The sequence below is a fragment of the Anaerococcus octavius genome (assembly GCF_900445265.1).
Classification (GTDB): Bacteria; Bacillota; Clostridia; order Tissierellales; family Peptoniphilaceae; genus Anaerococcus; species Anaerococcus octavius.
Map to the genome: position 1 here is coordinate 1,134,343 of NZ_UFTA01000002.1, position 18,006 is coordinate 1,152,348.

The 18,006-nt window shown below is 30.7% G+C and carries 17 protein-coding genes; 3 read left to right on the plus strand and 14 right to left on the minus strand.

The genetic code is table 11. The annotated features are described in order from the left end of the window. Position 1: 1 nt before the first annotated feature. From DY249_RS05600 to DY249_RS05660, 13 genes are all read right to left on the minus strand, one after another. Positions 2-688, minus strand: coding sequence for a hypothetical protein (locus DY249_RS05600; protein WP_115595470.1), 687 nt, complete (start codon positions 686-688; stop codon positions 2-4). Further along, complete coding sequence (gene argS, locus DY249_RS05605; protein ID WP_115595471.1) at positions 688-2,385, minus strand: arginine--tRNA ligase; 1,698 nt, start codon at positions 2,383-2,385, stop codon at positions 688-690. The genes DY249_RS05600 and argS overlap by 1 nt, the downstream gene beginning before the upstream one ends. 9 nt (positions 2,386-2,394) lie before the next feature. After that, positions 2,395-4,740: an endonuclease MutS2 gene (locus DY249_RS05610; protein WP_115595472.1), complete on the minus strand. Its 2,346-nt coding sequence runs from the start codon at positions 4,738-4,740 to the stop codon at positions 2,395-2,397. Continuing rightward, a complete protein-coding gene (locus DY249_RS05615) occupies positions 4,740-6,944 on the minus strand; it encodes a peptidase U32 family protein (RefSeq protein WP_115595473.1) in 2,205 nt (734 codons plus the stop codon). Before DY249_RS05615 ends, DY249_RS05610 begins: the two co-directional genes overlap by 1 nt. After that, on the minus strand, positions 6,944-7,435 hold the full coding sequence (locus DY249_RS05620; protein WP_115595474.1) for a cell division protein ZapA: 492 nt from the start codon (positions 7,433-7,435) through the stop codon (positions 6,944-6,946). The genes DY249_RS05615 and DY249_RS05620 overlap by 1 nt, the downstream gene beginning before the upstream one ends. A gap of 8 nt (positions 7,436-7,443) precedes the next feature. Next, the gene (gene pheT / locus DY249_RS05625) at positions 7,444-9,831 is read right to left on the minus strand and encodes a phenylalanine--tRNA ligase subunit beta (protein WP_115595475.1); all 2,388 of its coding nucleotides are present in this window, start codon (positions 9,829-9,831) and stop codon (positions 7,444-7,446) included. 8 nt (positions 9,832-9,839) lie between these two features. Further along, complete coding sequence (gene pheS, locus DY249_RS05630) at positions 9,840-10,862, minus strand: phenylalanine--tRNA ligase subunit alpha (protein WP_101539305.1); 1,023 nt, start codon at positions 10,860-10,862, stop codon at positions 9,840-9,842. Positions 10,863-11,095: 233 nt separating this feature from the next. Next, positions 11,096-11,818, minus strand: a complete 723-nt coding sequence (locus DY249_RS05635; RefSeq protein WP_115595476.1) for a TrmH family RNA methyltransferase — start codon at positions 11,816-11,818, stop codon at positions 11,096-11,098. Then, positions 11,818-12,171, minus strand: coding sequence for a 50S ribosomal protein L20 (gene rplT, locus DY249_RS05640; protein WP_101539307.1), 354 nt, complete (start codon positions 12,169-12,171; stop codon positions 11,818-11,820). Before rplT ends, DY249_RS05635 begins: the two co-directional genes overlap by 1 nt. 18 nt (positions 12,172-12,189) lie before the next feature. Continuing rightward, positions 12,190-12,387 carry a 50S ribosomal protein L35 gene (rpmI, locus tag DY249_RS05645; RefSeq protein WP_101539308.1) on the minus strand — a complete coding sequence of 66 codons (198 nt, stop codon included), beginning with the start codon at positions 12,385-12,387 and terminating at the stop codon, positions 12,190-12,192. Then, positions 12,377-12,913 (minus strand): translation initiation factor IF-3, encoded by a 537-nt coding sequence (gene infC / locus DY249_RS05650; protein ID WP_115595477.1) that lies wholly within the window; start codon positions 12,911-12,913, stop codon positions 12,377-12,379. Before infC ends, rpmI begins: the two co-directional genes overlap by 11 nt. A 176-nt stretch (positions 12,914-13,089) precedes the next feature. Then, positions 13,090-13,944, minus strand: a complete 855-nt coding sequence (locus DY249_RS05655; protein ID WP_115595478.1) for a DegV family protein — start codon at positions 13,942-13,944, stop codon at positions 13,090-13,092. Between the two features lie 45 nt (positions 13,945-13,989). Further along, on the minus strand, positions 13,990-14,766 hold the full coding sequence (locus DY249_RS05660; protein ID WP_115595479.1) for an MBL fold metallo-hydrolase: 777 nt from the start codon (positions 14,764-14,766) through the stop codon (positions 13,990-13,992). Positions 14,767-14,847: 81 nt separating this feature from the next. On the opposite strand from DY249_RS05660, the gene DY249_RS05665 reads away from it, so the two are divergent. The 3 genes from DY249_RS05665 to DY249_RS05675 all read left to right on the plus strand — a co-directional run bounded on the left by DY249_RS05665 (position 14,848) and on the right by DY249_RS05675 (position 16,498). Then, complete coding sequence (locus DY249_RS05665) at positions 14,848-15,330, plus strand: aminoacyl-tRNA deacylase (RefSeq protein WP_101539312.1); 483 nt, start codon at positions 14,848-14,850, stop codon at positions 15,328-15,330. Further along, positions 15,330-15,944, plus strand: a complete 615-nt coding sequence (locus tag DY249_RS05670) for a hypothetical protein (protein ID WP_115595480.1) — start codon at positions 15,330-15,332, stop codon at positions 15,942-15,944. The genes DY249_RS05665 and DY249_RS05670 overlap by 1 nt, the downstream gene beginning before the upstream one ends. Positions 15,945-16,087: 143 nt before the next feature. Continuing rightward, positions 16,088-16,498 (plus strand): PaaI family thioesterase, encoded by a 411-nt coding sequence (locus DY249_RS05675; protein ID WP_115595481.1) that lies wholly within the window; start codon positions 16,088-16,090, stop codon positions 16,496-16,498. Positions 16,499-16,612: 114 nt separating this feature from the next. Here the strand turns inward: DY249_RS05675 and DY249_RS05680 are convergent, their stop codons facing one another. Continuing rightward, positions 16,613-17,953: an acetyl-CoA hydrolase/transferase C-terminal domain-containing protein gene (locus DY249_RS05680; protein ID WP_101539315.1), complete on the minus strand. Its 1,341-nt coding sequence runs from the start codon at positions 17,951-17,953 to the stop codon at positions 16,613-16,615. Positions 17,954-18,006: the final 53 nt, after the last annotated feature.

An 18,006-nucleotide genomic window follows, 5' to 3' on the forward strand; every position in this document is an offset into this window, starting at 1 on the left:
ATTAACCTCTCATAAATTTTCTTTGACGGTAAGAGTGCTTGTTTAAGTATTTAAATAAGTGCCCTCTTACTAAATAAAATATCAAATCTACTGCAGCTATTAGCAAAATATACAAAGCCTTGCTGGTAAATTCAATGCTGCCATTAAATGTTAATTTTGTAATTACTATCAAGCAAATTAAAGAAAATATTCCATATGTTAGGAAGTTGTCACATACAAATTTAGCTGATTTTTTTAAAGCATCAAAACCAGCATTTCCATTCATGTAAACTTCTTCTAGTAAGGCTGACATTAAAAAGTTGAAAGCAACATACAGAAATACTCTCATATCAGAATATACTGGCAAAAAATTAATAATCATTTCTATTAAGTAAAAGTAAAAAAAAGTGCTAAGCATAGCTTGCCAGTAATTATTTATTGAATTTGATATAGATTTTTTCCCAGTATTTCCATAAACAACTACTGATCGCATAGACTGAGCGACAAAACAAAGTATAGCAACTTCTATAAAATAATTTATAAGTCCACCTACAAATCCTCCCCCCATCATGGACAAGGCTCTAGAATTCATAAATATAGCCCTAATCAAAAAAACAAAAAAACCAATATAAATTTTGTTTATTTTGCTAAAACTTTCTTTAAATGCTTTTCTAGTTATTTCTAAAAAGTCCTGAAACTTATCGTTCATTACATCTTCTCCACAGTTTTAATTCCTAGTAAGCCTAGGGATGATTTTAAAATAATAGATGTAGCGTAGGTTAGAGCAAGACGCTCTTTTCTAAGTTCTTTATCATCAACCATTATTTGCGAAGAGTTGTAGAATTTATTAAATGCTTTTGCAATATCTGTTAGATGGCGAGTAACAAGTGATGGCTCATATTTTTCACGAGCTTTTGTTACTACGTTACCAAATTCTGCTAAACTTTTTACTAAGGCAAACTCTTCATCAGTTTTTAAATTAGTAAACTTTATAGAATCAAAGCTATCTGCTCCTGCTTTTCTTAAAACAGATTTGGCACGGGCATAAGTATATTGAACATATGGGCCTGTTTCACCATCAAAGTTTAATACTTCATCCCAATCAAACACATAGTCTTTAATGCGATTATTATATAATTCTTGGAATTTTACAGCACCTATACCTACAATTTTTGCAGTTTCATCTATATCTTCTATATCAGTGCCACGTTCTTTCATAATTGATTTTGTCTTATCAATTGCTTTGTTTAGTACATCTTCTAGGAAAACCACTTGTCCTTTACGAGTTGACATTGTTTGATCTTTTAAGCTTACCATACCAAAAGCTATGTGTTTGTTATCATCCCACCATTCATAGCCCATAAGTTCTAAGATTTTTCTTAGTTGTTGGTAGTGTAAATTTTGTTGGGTTGCTACTACATATAAATTCTCTTTAAAATCATATTCTCTTTTACGATTTATAGCTGTACCTATATCTCGGGTAATATATGAGCTTGAACCATTTGATTTAATAATAATTGCTGGTGTTAAATCATATGGGCTTAGGTCTATAATTTGTGCTCCATCGCTTTCCACTAGTAGATCTTTTTCTTTTAAAAGTTCTAAAGTTTGAGGTATAAACTGCGAATTGTAACTTTCTCCATTGTAATCATCAAAATGAATATCTAGTAATCCATAAACTCTTTCAAATTCACGAAGTGAAATATCCTTAAACCATTGCCATAATTTTGTTGCTTCAGGATCTCCATCTTCTAAATTTTTAAACTCAGCACGAGCAGCATCCATCATTTCTTGATTTTCACTAGCCTCGGCGTTATATCTTACATAAAGTTTTAAAAGTTCATTGATAGGATCTTTATTTATAGCATTTTCATCTCCCCAGAGCTTGTAAGCTGCTATCATAGTTCCAAATTGGGTTCCATAATCACCTAGGTAGTTTGTTGCTATGACATTGTATCCTAAAAATTCGTGGATATTTCTAATAGCATCACCTTGAACTGTTGATCTAATGTGCCCTATATGAAAAGGCTTGGCAATATTTACTGATGAAAAGTCAATTACTATATTTTTATTCTTACCCTCATCAGATTTTCCATAGTCTTCTTTTTTATCTAAAATTTCATTTAAAACCGAATTTTGATAAAGGTCTCTATCTACATAAAAATTTAAATAAGCGTTTATATTTTCGATTCTTTCAAACTCTTCTATTCCAAGATTTTCTGCTAGACCGCTAGCAATTTGTACTGGACTTTTTCTTAAAACTTTCGCGAGAGTAAAGCAAGGGAAGGAATAATCTCCCATATCATCTTGTGGCGGAATCTCTATTAAATTATAAATCTCCTCATAAGATAAATTTATGTCTTCATTTTCTAATTTTTTTGCAATTATTTCTTTAAAATCTTTCATTAATCCTCCCTAGTCGAAGCTAACTATTGTTACTCCATAGCCGCCTTCTTTGTCATCGCCTAGCCTAAAATCTGCGATTCTTTTATCATTTTTTAAATTTTCTGTAACACCATTTATCAAAGCACCTGTTCCCTTGCCGTGGATGATTTTTGCTTTTGAAATTCCTGCAAGCATAGCATCATCTAAATATTTATCTAGACTTCTCATAGCATCATCATATCTTTGTCCACGCAAATCTAGGGTTGGTGATATGTTCATTGCTTTTTTAGCACTATACACTTTTTGGATATTTTTTTCTGTTTTGCTATCACTTTCTACTTTGGTGACATTTTTTATATTTGAATCCATCTTCAAAATTCCCATTTGTAGCTTGATATTGCCTTTATCATCTGGTTCAGAAATGACCTCAGCTCGTTCGTTAATCCCTTCGATGATTACTATATCTCCTAGTTTTAAATCTTCTGGAGCATCATCTGATTTTCCAATTCTAAGTCCTTTTTGTTTTCTTTCGATTTTGCTAGACTTATACCTATTTCTAATATTATTTAAGCTACGATCTATGTCAGAAGTATTGGCATTTTTAGATTTTTTGGCTTCTTTTAGCATTTCTTGAGACTCTGTATTAGCTTTTTCTAAAATCTCATTTGCCCTATCTTCTGCATCTCTAATTATAGCCGCTCTTTGTTTTTCTACTTCTTTTGACTTTTCTTCTAAGTCTCTTTTAGCTTTTTGAATTTCTCTTTTGTAGCGGTCTATTTCAGCATTTTTAGCTTCTATTTCTTCTTTGTTTTCTTCTATTTCATCTAGGATTTTGTTTACGTTTTTAGTATCTTCACCTAAAAGATTTTGGGCACTTTTTAATATACTCTCATCAAGTCCCAGTCGTCTTGAAATTTCAAAAGCATTTGATTTTCCTGGAGTACCTATCTCTAGTTTGTAAGTTGGAGATAGGGTATTTACATCAAATTCTACAGAAGCATTCATAACACCAGCAGTTTCTACTGCGTAGTATTTTAATTCGCTATAGTGGGTTGTTGCAAAGGTCATTATTTCTTTTTTCCTTAGATAATCCAGAATAGATATAGCAAGGGCTGCTCCTTCAGTTGGGTCAGTACCAGATCCTAGCTCATCTAAAAGTACTAAAGAATTAGGACTAGCGCTTTCAGTTATTTTTACAATTTTTGTAAGGGATGCAGAAAAGGTTGATAAGCTCATCTCAAGAGATTGGGTGTCACCTATATCTACAAAAATATCATCAAAAACATTTACTATACTATTTTCCTCAGCTGGTATATAAAAACCAGTTTGGGCCATAATAGATATTAAACCAACAGTTTTTAAGGATACTGTTTTACCCCCTGTATTTGGTCCTGTGATTATAAGGGTTTTGTAATCTCCACCAATAACTACATCTATTGGCACAACCTTACCTGTTAGAAGTGGATGACGAGCTTGATTTAACTTTATAATCTTATCTGTAGTTATCTTTGGTTTAGTGTATTCATTATTTATAGCAAATTCAGCCTTAGCTGCTAGGAAATCTATGCGAGAAATTAACTTTTGGTTTTCTAAAATCTCTACATCAAACTTTTCTACAAAACGTGAAAGTCTATCTAAGATTCTTCTAATTTCATCATCTTCTTTAAGCTCTAAATCTTTTAGCTGGTTGTTTAGCTCAACAATAGCAGCAGGTTCTACAAATATAGTGTTCCCAGATGAAGACTTATCATGGATAATCCCACCTATTACAGATTTTTTATTAGTTTTAACTGGTACTACATAACGGCCATCACGCATAGACACTACTTTGTCTTGCAAGGCATCATCGTACCTATCACTCGAAATATAGGAATTAAGTTTTGCTTTTATATCAGCTTCCTTGCGAGCTTTTTGGCGGCGGATATTTCTAAGCTCGCTTGATGCATTATCTGCAATCTCATCTTCACTAATGATAGATCTTTCAATCTCCTTTTTTATAAAATCATTAGTAGAAATCCTAGAAAAAAGATCTTTTATATAGACTTCTTCTATATCTTTTCCATAATTTTTTAAATATTCAGAAACTCTTAATAGATCATTTACTTGCAATAATTCATAAGGCTCTAGAATTCCTCTTTTTCTAACATAACCAATCATAGAAGTAAAGTCATAAAGACCAAATAAATCTATATTTCCAAAACGTGAAATAACCCCTACCATCTGTGCTGTGTTTTCTAATTCTTCTTTAATCTCATCAGCATCTGTCATAGGAGCTAGATTTAAAATTTTATTCTTAATAACACTGGAACGTGCTTGGCTGGCTACTTTTTCTAAAATTTTCTCATATTCTAAAACTTCTAAAGTTCGCTCTTGCATTAAATCACTCCTTTTGTGTAAGAATCGCGAATTTTTGCCTGGTTCATATTTAAAATGTCATTATCATCCATTACTGAATATAAGAGTGAAACCTTATCAGAAAATTTATCACTGTCAAAACGACTCGGTTTTGCTGGATATATTCTAGAATAATACCCATAGCGGATTACTTGCATCTTTTCTCCATCGTGGGATTCTAAAACTCCCTTGTTAAACTTACAAGTTTCGCATCCAGATAGACCACATTTTTTGATTACAGAAAATGGGCAGTGGCGCATATTCATAAGCTCAATTCTAGAATAAACTAAGGCTTCTACTGCTTGGTTTTGGCTAATATTATTTATAATGTCAAGGTCTATCTCACTTGATACACAAATATTTTCTGCAAAATCCTTATAAAAATTTACAGTATAGGAATTGAATATATTTAAATACCTACCTATTCTTATTTTTATATCATTATTTTTAAAATTATCAACAAAAGCGAAATCCCTGTAGTTATTACAAATAACCCCTCTTATACCATTTGCCTTTATATAAGAGATCAAATTATCTACATCATATTCATCATGGGCATCTAGGTTTAAGTATAAATTATTCCCCTTATATTTTTCATCAAAAGATCTAATGTAGACATTGTCAAAATCACTTAATAAATCATTTGATATATTATTTGTAAGTAGTTCTATATTTCTCTCAGCTTTATGATTATGGCCACTTTCTATTTGTGGTAGGCCAATTTTTATTTCATCCCTATGGTAGTTTTTTAATATTTCCTCTTCTAAGGAGGCTACTCCCATCCTACGACACTCATTTATATCTTTTTTTCTTAAAAATATCCCCTCATCAATTTCAATATTTATTGCACTTGGACTAAAAATTTCATCATTAAATTTTGCTAAGTTTTCTTTTATGGCTTCTGGAGTAAGGGAAATATTTTTTGCCGTCTCTATGGTTACTGGATGAGTATAGCTTGCTGATATATTTTTATAAGTAAGTGTAATTTGTGGATTTTCTCCAAGACGGGCCTTAAAATCAATTTTTATCGGTAAACTTCTGTAAGCTTCTAAGGCTTGGTCTTTTTGATCGGTTACTTTATTTGAATTTACAATAAGAACATCAGAATCTATCGCTGCATCCGGATATTTTTCCAAAAATATTTTTTCATTTATTTTGTAATTTCTAGTTGTAGTAAAGGGTAATCTCTTTCCCTTCTTAGTTGTAATTTCTAAATTATCTCCTAAGTATAAATCAGAATTACTTATAAAATACTTTTTACCCTTCTTAGATGAAACTTTGCCTACACTTCTATGTTTGCTATCATCTTTTAAAGTTATATAGTCTCTTTTTTGACCAAAAATAAATCCTTTAGTGTAACCTCTATTTGAGCTATCTAGCATTTGATTTTTATTATAGGTATTTTCTTCAATTTTACTTTTATAGTTAGCCACTGCTGCAAAAACATATTCTGGAGTTTTCATACGTCCTTCGATTTTTAGACAATCTACTCCTATATCAATTAGTTCTTCCAATTTATCGATAGTGTTTAGATCTTTCATATTTAAATAATAATCATCACCCAAAACTTTGCCATCATATAGTAGTCTATACTTTTGCCTACATGGCCCAGCACATCTACCACGATTTGCAGATCTACCACCAAAATACGAACTCATAAGGCACTCACCAGAAAAACTCACGCAAAGTGACCCGTGAACAAATACTTCTGTTTCAACGGGTAGTTTTACAATTTTTCTTATTTCTTCAATAGGAGTCTCTCTTGCTATAACAATTCTATCAAATCCCAAATCAGCTAAATATTTTGCACCGTAGTATTCACGAACTGCCATCTGTGTCGAAGCATGGAGCTCCATTGCTGGTACTTGATCTTTTATTATTGAAAAGAATCCTAAATCTTGGATAATTAAGCCATCGACTCCATATTCATAAAGCTTTTCTACATAAGAAAGTGCCTTTGGCATTTCGTAATCTTTTATCAAGGTATTCATAGTGATAAATACTCTTTTACCAAAAAGATGAATGTAGTCTATGGTTTCTTTTATATTTTCTAAAGTGAAATTTTCTGCATAGGCACGAGCGCCAAAATCATCTAAGGCTAGATAAAAACTATCAGCTCCTGCAGCAAGACCTGCATAAAGCATATCTGCCTTGCCTACTGGAGCTAATATTTCAGTTTTTTTCATTAAATAGACCCCTTTAATTGGTCATTTTCTGATTTTAATGTGACAGTTTCTCTTTGAAGTTTTTCTACTTCTTTTCTAAGCTTATCAATAGTTTTTTCACTTTCTTCATTAACTTTTATTTTTTTATTTAGAGATTCATTATCAGTTTCTAAATCTTTAATTCTACTTGTAAGCTCTTCAACTTTATTTATCAATTCATCATTATGAGTTACTGCTTTTTTGTAGTTTTCTACAAGACCTGGATATTTTTCCATAGCTTCTGATGATTCATCTCGTAAATTTCTATATCTATTGCCTACATGGTAAAGGTCGTTAGCAATATTTACACTTGCTAAAACAAGTTCTCTATCATAGCTTAGTTTATTTGATTTCACTTCTGCAATTTTGCTACTAACATAGGCAGCTATATCTTTTATTTGTTCTTCGCTTTCATCGGTAACAAGTGTATAGCTTGCCCCATCTATTTCTACTTGAACTTTTTTTTCGCTCACTTTTGCTCCTAACTACGTAATACTATTCCTGATTTCTCTAAATCAGCTAATATATTTTCTTCTATTTCTTTAATATCTTCTTCTTTTAGAGTTTTATCATTATCTCTATATTCGACCTTATAAGATATAGATTTTTTATTTTTGGCAATTTGATCACCTGTGTAAATATCAAATAATTCGATATTTTTTACAAGTTCTCCTCCATTATTTATAATTGTATCTTCTATAAAGCTAGATTCAACATTACGGTCTGTTACAAATGAATAGTCACGGGTGATTGCTGGATATTTTGGAAGTTCTTGGTATTTTTTATTCTTAATTCTTTGATCTCTAATTTTTGATAGATTGATTTCTAAAATCAAACATCCCTTTTTGATACTGTATTCATCACGTATTTGATATGATATTTCACCCATAGTCCCAATAAACTCTTCACCATAATAAATATCTGCACATCTTCCAGCATGGAAAATAGGATTTTCTTTTTGAGTTTTATAAGTAAATCCACCAAATCCAACCTTAACCATAGAAATTTCAAATATATCTTTCAAATCATAGAAATTATATGATCCATAAAGTCCCATAGTTAAGGTATCATTTTCATTTGGCAGATTAGATGTTGTTTTTTCAAAAGTTTTTCCAAGTTCAAACAGTTTTAAGTCTTTTTGACCACGATTGATATTTTTCGAAATAACATCTAACATATTAGAAATTTGTGTGGTTCTCATTACAGAGAAATCTTCACCTAAAGGGTTTTCTAATTTTATATATTCTCTTAAATAAGAATCTTCTCCAAGACCCATTCTATCAAACTCTCTTGGAGATATAAAAGAATATGTTGTAAGTTCTGAGAATTTTTGTCCTGCCAATGCTTTTTTTAAATCATCTCTTAAAAGTCTGGCATCTGATCTTATTCCTCTTTGAAGGCTAGAGTGTAATGGTTTGGATTCAATTTTTCCCATACCATATAGCCTTACTACTTCTTCAATCAAATCTGCTTCTATATCTATATCTGTTCTAAAGAATGGAACTTTAGCACGAATTGTATCTTCATCTATATCTTCTACTTCAAACTCTAAAAGCTCTAAGTTTTTGATAGCTTCTTCTTTGCTAAATTCTACTCCTGTTAGAGAGTTTAATCTGGAAATACGAAGATCTACTGTTTTTTCATTAGAATTTTCTTTACCTTCTTCTATATAGCCACCAACAATTTCTCCAATTCCTAAATCAGATATTAATTTCATAGCACGTCGGCTAGCAAAATCTGCCATTTCAAGTGGCAGTCCTTTTTCAAAACGAGTTGATGCTTCACTTCTAAGACCTATCTTTTTTGAAGTTTCTCTTATACTTGCTCCACTAAAATTAGCCGCTTCTAAAACTATATTCTTAGTTTCACCTGTAACTTCTGTGTCAAATCCACCCATAACCCCAGCTAGTCCAATTGCATTTTTTCCATCTGCAATTACAAGCATTGAAGGATCAAGTTTTCTTTCTTCTCCATCAAGAGTTTTTAAAACTTCTCCATCTTTTGCATTTCTAACTATAAGTTTTTTGTCAGTTAATTTATCTAAGTCATAAGCATGGAGTGGTTGACCTGTTTCAAGCATTACAAAATTTGTTATATCTACAATATTATTTATTGGACGCATACCCGCTAAAATCAAATAATTTTGTAGCCATTGAGGTGACTTGCCTATAGTGACATTTCTTACTAGTCTAGCTGTAAATTTATCACATTTATCACTTTCAATACTAACACCATTAAAGTAATCACTTATGTCTTCATTACTTTCTTTAAAATCTATTGATGGCATAGTTATTTTTTCACCAAAACTTGCAGCCGTTTCTCTTGCCATACCAATGATTGATAGACAATCTGGTCTATTTGGTGTAATTTCATATTCTATAACAGGAGCATTTGATTTTAAAACTTCACTAACAGGAGTTCCTGCTTTGTATTCTTCATTTAAAATAATAACTCCATCTCTAAATTCTTTTGGGATTACATTATCAGGATAGCCTAGCTCTGCGTATGATGTAAGCATTCCTTCGGAATTGATACCAAAAAAGTCGTGGTCTCCTATATAGTCACCATTGTCCATGGTTGTTCCACTTGTAATTACAAATAAGTAATCACCTTTTTTTGTATTTTTTGCTGCAGTTATAATTGTTGCAGGTTTTTCGCGTCCTATATCTATTTTTAAAACTTTTAGCCTGTCAGCGTCTGGATGCTTTTCTTGTTCTAGAACATGACCTACAACTACACTTTCTAGTGCACTGGTTGTAATTGTCACTTCTTCAACATGGGAACCAGTTTCTGAAAGTCTATCTGTAATAGTTTTTAAATCTTTATCTATCTTTACGTAATTATCTTGCCAAACTAAAGGTACTAACATTATTTCTCCTAAAATTGTTCCAAAAATCTTTTGTCATTGTCATAAAGTAATCTGATATCATCTAAGCCATATTTAACCATGGCTATCCTATCAACTCCAAGGCCAAAAGCAAATCCAGTATATTTTTCGCTATCGATTCCACAAGCTTCTAGTACATTTGGATGTACCATTCCGCCACCTAAGAGTTCCATTGACCAACCAGTATTTCCACAAGCTGGACAACCTTCACCACGGCAAACTGGACAAGTTGCATCTACTTCTAAAGATGGTTCTGTAAATGGGAAGTGGTGTGGACGGTATCTAAGTTCCATATCATCTCCAAACATTTCTTTGATAAATGTTTCGAGCGTTGCCTTTAGATTTGCCATAGATACATTCTCATCTACAACTAAGCATTCTAATTGGTGGAACATTGGTGAGTGGGTAGCATCCACCTCATCATTTCTAAATACACGACCTGCTGATACCATTTTTATTGGTAATTTCCCCTCATTCATTACACGTATTTGCATAGATGAAGTATGAGGACGAAGTAATGTATCATCTGTTATATAAAAAGTATCGCTAGTTGACCTTGCAGGATGATCTGCTGGAGAATTTAAATCATCAAATACATTTTTTACAGTATCTATTTCTGGTCCTTCTACAACATCAAATCCCATATTTTGGAAAATACTTTCAAGCTCTTCTAGGGTTTGATTTATTAAAGCCAGATGCCCACTATCATGTCTTTCAAAATGAGCAGTAACATCAATAGTTTCTTCTTCTACTTTTTCTTTTAATAATTCTTCTTTTAGTATTTCAGATTTTTCTAAAAGAGCATTTTCTATTTTAGTACTTGTTTCATTTATCAATTTTCCAGCCATTGGTTTTTCTTCATTTGGTAATTTGGAAATATTTTTCTTAAGATCAGTTATAATACCTTTTTTACCAAGATAGGATACTCTTATTTTTTCTAAGACTTCCAGGCTGTCTGCAGCTTCAATCTCATTTTGAGCCTTGCTTAAACTTTGCTTTAAATTTTCTTCCATTATTTTTCCTTTCAAATTTTGCAATAAAAAATTCTGCCCTATAAAAGGACAGAATCTAACTGCGGTACCACCTTAATTGGTTAATATTAACCCACTTAAAAGCTTATAACGCAGCAAATCGTATCAATTACTAATTTCATATCAAACTTCATCGGTGAATATATTTAGCCGTAACTTTGAGAGCTTCCATCATCCCCTCTTGCTGGTAAAGAATAACTAAAGTTTTTTCCGAATCATAAGCTAAGAATATTCATCAAAATGCTAGCTGCTATAGCTGCATTTAAAGACTCAATTTTCCCTTTCATAGGTATTTTTACAAATATATCTGTCATAGATTTTACTTTATCTGACAAGCCATTTGCTTCATTTCCTATAACTAGGATAATATCCTCATCAATCTTACATGTATTAATATCATACCCACTCATGTCGGCTGCTACCAATTTGTAAGATTTTTTTAACAAAGCTATATCATCATAACTTGTTTGTTTTATATTTAATCTAAAAATGGAGCCCATTGAGGCTCTTAAAGTTTTTTCATTATATATATCAACTGTATTTGGAGCAAGTAATATATCATTAAAACCAAAGGCTTCTGCAGAACGGATAATAGTTCCCATATTACCTGGATCATTTAAACCATCCAGAAGTAAAACTCTATTTGATGAAATATCATTTTCTTTTTTCTTTTTAACTACTGCTGCAAATCCATCTGGAGATTTTAAGCTGGATAGTTTTTTAAAAAGTTTATCATCAAAGATTACTTTATATAGGCTTGTTTGATAGTCTTTATTACTTTCAGATAAAAAAATAAAATCTACATCAGCAGAAGAGATAGCCTCTTCTACTAATTTCTTAGATTCTATAATAAATTTATCTTCTATATCCCTATACTTTTTATTTTTAAGTTTTGATATATATTTAAATTTTTGATTGGATGTAGAATTTATTACCATTAAGCGTTTTGGTTAGCTAATTCAACAATTTTTGTAAATTCAGCTGGATTTTCTACAGCAATTTCTGCAAGCATTTTTCTGTTAATATCAATGTTTGCCTTCTTAAGCTTGCCCATTAATTGTGAGTATGTTGTTCCGTTAAGTCTTGCTGCAGCATTGATTCTAGCAATCCATAATTTTCTGAAATCTCTTTTTCTATGTTTACGTCCAATGTAAGCATAGTTTAATGATTTCATTACAGCTTGGTTAGCTGTTCTGTATAGAAGGCTTTTTGAACCATAGTAACCTTTAGCTTGTCTTAATATTTTTTTATGTTTTTTCTTAGCGTTTGTTGCTCTTTTTACTCTTGCCATTTTTATACTGCCTCCTAATTACATTCCTAATAAATTTTTAACATTTCTTTCATCAGCTTTAGAAACTACTGTTCCTTTTCTAAGTTTTCTTTTTCTAGCTGGTGATTTTTTAGCTGTTAAGTGACCTTTGTATGCTTTTCTTCTTGTAACTTTTCCGCTGCCTGTTACTTTAAATCTTTTTGCAGCAGCTCTTCTTGTTTTATTTTTATTTGCCATTTTCTTCTCCTTTTGGTTCTAGAAACATTACTAGGGATCTACCCTCCATTTTTGGTTTTTTGTAGACTTCTACTCCATCGCCAAGCATGCCCTTAAATTTATCCATCAATTCATAACCCGGTTCTTTACGACCTAGCTCACGTCCTCTAAATCTTATAGAAACTTTTACTTTATCCCCGTTGTTTAAGAATTTTTTGGCTTGATTTGCTTTAGTTTGTAAATCATTGTCCTCAATTTTTAAGGAAAATCTTGTCTCTTTTAGTTGAGCGTTCTTTTGTTTTTTCTTATTTTCTTTTTCCTTTTTTTCTTGATCGTATTTAAACTTTCCATAATCCATGATTCTAGTAACAGGTGGTTTTGCCTTTGGACTCATTAATACCAAGTCTAATTTTGCGTCATCAGCACGATTTTGTGCATCTCTTAAACTTGTTATACCAACTTGGTTACCATTTTCATCGATCAATCTTACTTGGGCAGCTCTAATTTCATCATTTATTCTTAAATCTTTTATAGTTATACCTCCAATGTATAATTACATAAAAAAAGCGGGCACAAAGTACCCGTTTGAATTTTTAAATAATCTTAAAAATTATTAACCTACAAATATCAATCGGCAGGTGAGTATCTGGGTACTTCTTTGTTGTCTATGCTCTATATAATACTAGCCAAATATATATTTGTCAAATATTTTTTAAACTTTAATCAATCTAATTTAAATAAGCCAAAGCCAAACAATCCTGGACCTGTATTCGCACCAAGAGTTGGAGATATTTGTATAGGATAATATTTTCTAGCATTTACTATTATATCTTTAAAAGTTTCTTCAAGTTTTTCTAAACTTTCTTCATAGCCACCGTGTCCTATATAAAAGTAATAATCTTTTACATTTTCTAGCTCATTTAACGCTATTTTTTTAAATTCATTTAAAAGTTTTTTTTCGCCTCTAGTAATTTTTAAAAGTTTAAAACTACATTCTTCTGGATTTATGCTGATAATTGGTTTTACTGATAGAGCATTACCTATCTTTCCAAAAGTTCTTGGAACTCTACCACCCTCTACTATGTATCTAAAGTTTTTAAGTGTAAAAAAGACTTTAGAATCTCTCTTTTTTTCTTCTAATTTATCAATAATTTGCTCAAAACTATATCCTTCGTCTACAAGTTCTTTTGCATATATGGCAAAAACTCCTTCAGACAAGGTTAGATTTGACGTATCAAATACGAAAGATTGCAATCCATCTATTTTTATCATATTAAATAAATTATAAGTTGATGAGAATTTTGATCCTAAACTAACTATAATTACTTTTTCATAGCCATCATCTTTTATTTGCTCTAAAATTTCTGTAAGATCCATAGGAGAAGCTGCGCTCGTCTTTGGCAATTTGTTATTTTCTATTACCCAATCATAAAATTTTTCTGGGCTAATTTCTTTTCTATCCTTAAAATACTTGCTATCTAGATTTACATATAAGGAAAGTAAATATATACCCAAACTTTCCGCTAATTCTATATCTATATCAGATGCCGTATCTGTTAAAATTGCTATTTTTTCCATAAAACTCCTAACTTTATTTACTTAGACTTATATATCATATTTGATTTAATCATTAATGTCTATAAGTATTCTTTGGTTAGTCTCAAATATTTCTCTTACGTCTGTAAAATCGTAACTAAAGTTTTTTTTAAACTTGCTTGTAATCTTTACATTGTCTGCAAAATGCAAAGGGAAAAATATTTGTGGACGTACTTCTTTTATAAAAATATCCCCGCCCTTATAATAGTTTTCATTTAGCCTTGGATCAACTGGAAAAAAAGCTATATCAACTTCTTCTTTCTTAATTTTTTCTATTTCTGCCATAAAATCATCGTATTCTACTTGCATTTTTTTATCATCATAATAAGGCCATGCCCAAAAATTAAGATCACCTGTATGGAAAATTGTCATACCATCTAAATACAACAATATAGAAACTCCCTTATCTGTTGATCCAAAAGTTTTTACTTTTAAAATTTTACCATTATTTAGCTTAATATTATAAGTATGATTTTCACTAATAAAATTTACATTTTTAGAATTGTATAAACTTTTCAGCTGATCCATAGAGATCTTATCATCTCTTATATAAATAATGTTCTCATTTGACGGAAGCTTCACAATATCCGAGCTTAGAATATAAGTTTTATTTTCCATATCTGGTACTTTTAAAATTTCAGAAGTGTAGTGGTCACTGTGACCATGACTAGCAAAAAATACAACTTGCTTATCTTCCGGAATATTTAAAATACCCTTATAATAATCAAAAATGATAAATAAATCCCCAGTTTCCACAGTATAACAAGAGTGGTAAATATATGTGATTACAATATTTTCTTTCATAAACAACTCCATTCTCTAAAAATTTATACCCATTAAAGGGTAAATGATAGAGTATAATATTAAAAAGGAAGTGATTTTTTTATGAAAAAAGAAATTAAAACAAATGCAATGAGAGCTTTAGATAAATTAAATATAGAATATGAACATATAGATTATGGCTTTGAGGGTGAATTTAAATCTACAGTTGATTTAACCGAAGAAACCCACCAGGATATAAGTGTAGTTTATAAAACATTGGCTACTATCTCAAATACCAAGGATATTTATATTTTTGTAATACCAGGTGCAGAAAATATTGACTTTAAGAAGGCTAGTAGATGTGTAGGAGTAAAATCTTTAGAAATGTTGCCACTTAAAGATTTAAAATCCAAAGTAGGATATGAAAGAGGTGCTACAACTAGCCTTGCTATGAAAAAAAATTACGATGTAGTTATTGACGAAAGTTCCAAAGAACATGATTATATAAAAGTATCAGCAGGTAAAGTAGGTCACAGCATAAAAATAAAAGCAGAAGACTTAGCAAAAGCAAATGACGCAAAGTTTTTTGATGTTATTCAAAAATAATGATTGAGATTAATAAAAATAAAAATTTTATAAAATATTCTTTTCCTAATGATAAAAAAAATACTAGATTAAAATTACTTGTAACCTTATCTCCTATATTTATAGCTTGCTTTGATAACGGAAACTACGAATTAGAATTTTTGAAAAAAACTATCGAAAATTCTAATTTCCCTTATGCCATATATCCGAATTATTTCGAAGGATTTAATAAAGAAAAGTATTTTAAAGCATATAAAGATGTAATTCCCAAGGAAGATATAATTTTAAATTCTGATGATACTATAGATTTTTATATAAATCCTATGGATGAAATATATGTATTGGCATTAAAGAGTCTAATTGAAGGATTAATTATAAACAATAAAGCAAATATTTATTGGACAAATTATTTTAAAAATATAAGGAATGATATAGTTATTAATGGTAGAAGATCTATAATCGCAAATGGCATACAAGGCTTTTATCTAAATAAATATGTCCTTGTTTGGATGATGGACTTATGTCATTATATAAAAATCAACACCCCATCTTTGTATAATGATGTAAATACCATTTATGAACTTTCTAGTAATTTAAAAACTATAAGAGATACGAAAATTTCCAAAATTCATTAATTATGATATTATTTTTTTAATATTGATGGTTAAACAGTCTAAGCGAAAATATTGAAGTCTTAGTTATTGGGTGTATGCTAATACAATCATAATATATTTAATATGCTTTCTATTATAATAATTTATAATATTAAGGAGTCAATATGACATTTAACAAACTATTAAACATAGATTTTTTAGAATTAAATCAAGATTATGCTAAGGTTAAAATGCCTTTAGAAGATCAATTTGCTAATGGTATTCAAAGCCTCCACGGAGGAGTAACAGCAACAATAATAGATACTGTAAGCGGCTATTTAGCAAGCTATGAAAACTGTAGTGTAACAACAAATAACATGAGTATATATTATTTAAGACCTATTATGGTTGAAAAAAATGCATATGTATATGCCAACGCTAACGTCATAAAAAGAGGCAAGAGCATTATAGTGATGGATTGTGAAGTTTACGATGAAAGTCACAATCTAGCCGCTAAAGCAACTACATCTTTTAGTGTAATTGATGATAAAAAATCTCCAAATGAAATACAGGAACAAATATCTTCATTAGAGTAGTTTTAGCTATAATAAATAATATACAGATTTATTTTTTTAAAAAAATAGAAGCTAATCTATAGAAAAAGATCACTAATCTAACTATAAATAGCTTCTAATAGTTTTTTTATTAAATTATTTATTTGATTTTCTCCAAATACCTAAATCATCAGCTTGTTTTATTAATTCATCTCTATTGTCAGGATGAGCTAAATCTATTAATGCTTCAGCTGCTTGCCAAGTAGATAGACCTTTAAAGTTTCTTATGCCTTGTTCTGTTGCAATATAATGAGTATTACTTCTCACTGCTGTAGCTTGAGTGCCTGCCTTAAATGTTGGTACTATATTTGAAGTTCTATTTCCATTCTTATCTACTCTAGATGATTTTAAGGCTACTATTGAACGTCCTCCTTTTGATCTATAAGCTCCTAAGATGAAATCTAAAGCCCCACCAGCACCAGAGATATGTCTAGTACCTACAGTCTCGGATGAAATTTGTCCCCAAAGGTCAACTTGCATAGCTGTATTTATTGATACAAAATTATCAAGTGATGCTATTATATCTACATCATTTGCATAATTTACAGGAACAGCCATGAGGTCTTCGTTATGGTCTACATAGTCATATAGCTCTTGGCTACCTGCTGCAAAGGCATAAGTTTGACGACCTATATCACGATTTTTTTTCATGCCAGTGATTTTACCTGCTTTTGCCATTTCAACAAAAGCATCCACATACATTTCTGTATGAATACCAAGGTCTTTTAAATCTGATTTTGCAATCTCAGATCCTATTGCATTTGGCAGAGCACCTATACCAATTTGTAAACAATCACCATCTTTAAGCAAATCCACTACATATTCAGCAACTTTTAACTCTACTTCGCCATAATTAGCTTTGCCTAAAGTTAACATTTCTTCATTTGCTTCGTAAATGTAATCTACATCTTTGATATTTATGTAATTTAAGTAACCACCAAGAGCTACCGGAACATTTTCGTTTACTTCTAATATTACTTTATCAGCATTCTTAAAAGTTGCCCAAGCATGACTAGCTGATAGACCAAAGTTAAAATTACCATTTTTGTCCATTGGTGAAACTTGGATTACTGATATACTAGCTTTATCAAGATTTTCATTAAAATATCTTCCAATTTCACTGTATTTTACAGGGATAAAATAAGCCCCATATTTATTGTTATTTATAAGTCCTCTTTCAGTGCCTGAAGAGTGAAATGAGTGATAAACAAAATGTTCACCAGTAGAATCCGCTTTGGAAATATCTAATTCATAAGGTACTACTCCTCCTCTAACTTTAACATCATGTAGTTCATCAACTCTTTTTGCTAAAGCTTGATCAAAAGCTTTGGCTGTTAATGCTCCCCATCCAATATCTATCCAATCTCCATCTTTTACTAAATTTGCAGCCTCTTTAGCTGTAATTAACTTTTCATTATATTGTTGACTAAAATCCATAAAGCCCTCTCTTTCCACCTTAAAAAATCGTTTTCTTTTATTATTATATCACC

Excerpts from the sequence above, each read along its gene's own strand:
- DY249_RS05600 (WP_115595470.1), bottom strand. The coding sequence starts at position 688 with ATGAACGATAAGTTTCAGGACTTTTTAGAAATAACTAGAAAAGCATTT.
- argS (WP_115595471.1), bottom strand. The coding sequence starts at position 2,385 with ATGAAAGATTTTAAAGAAATAATTGCAAAAAAATTAGAAAATGAAGAC.
- DY249_RS05610 (WP_115595472.1), bottom strand. The coding sequence starts at position 4,740 with ATGCAAGAGCGAACTTTAGAAGTTTTAGAATATGAGAAAATTTTAGAA.
- DY249_RS05615 (WP_115595473.1), bottom strand. The coding sequence starts at position 6,944 with ATGAAAAAAACTGAAATATTAGCTCCAGTAGGCAAGGCAGATATGCTT.
- pheT (WP_115595475.1), bottom strand. The coding sequence starts at position 9,831 with ATGTTAGTACCTTTAGTTTGGCAAGATAATTACGTAAAGATAGATAAA.
- pheS (WP_101539305.1), bottom strand. The coding sequence starts at position 10,862 with ATGGAAGAAAATTTAAAGCAAAGTTTAAGCAAGGCTCAAAATGAGATT.
- DY249_RS05635 (WP_115595476.1), bottom strand. The coding sequence starts at position 11,818 with ATGGTAATAAATTCTACATCCAATCAAAAATTTAAATATATATCAAAA.
- rplT (WP_101539307.1), bottom strand. The coding sequence starts at position 12,171 with ATGGCAAGAGTAAAAAGAGCAACAAACGCTAAGAAAAAACATAAAAAA.
- rpmI (WP_101539308.1), bottom strand. The coding sequence starts at position 12,387 with ATGGCAAATAAAAATAAAACAAGAAGAGCTGCTGCAAAAAGATTTAAA.
- DY249_RS05655 (WP_115595478.1), bottom strand. The coding sequence starts at position 13,944 with ATGGAAAAAATAGCAATTTTAACAGATACGGCATCTGATATAGATATA.
- DY249_RS05660 (WP_115595479.1), bottom strand. The coding sequence starts at position 14,766 with ATGAAAGAAAATATTGTAATCACATATATTTACCACTCTTGTTATACT.
- DY249_RS05665 (WP_101539312.1), top strand. The coding sequence starts at position 14,848 with ATGAAAAAAGAAATTAAAACAAATGCAATGAGAGCTTTAGATAAATTA.
- DY249_RS05670 (WP_115595480.1), top strand. The coding sequence starts at position 15,330 with ATGATTGAGATTAATAAAAATAAAAATTTTATAAAATATTCTTTTCCT.
- DY249_RS05675 (WP_115595481.1), top strand. The coding sequence starts at position 16,088 with ATGACATTTAACAAACTATTAAACATAGATTTTTTAGAATTAAATCAA.
- DY249_RS05680 (WP_101539315.1), bottom strand. The coding sequence starts at position 17,953 with ATGGATTTTAGTCAACAATATAATGAAAAGTTAATTACAGCTAAAGAG.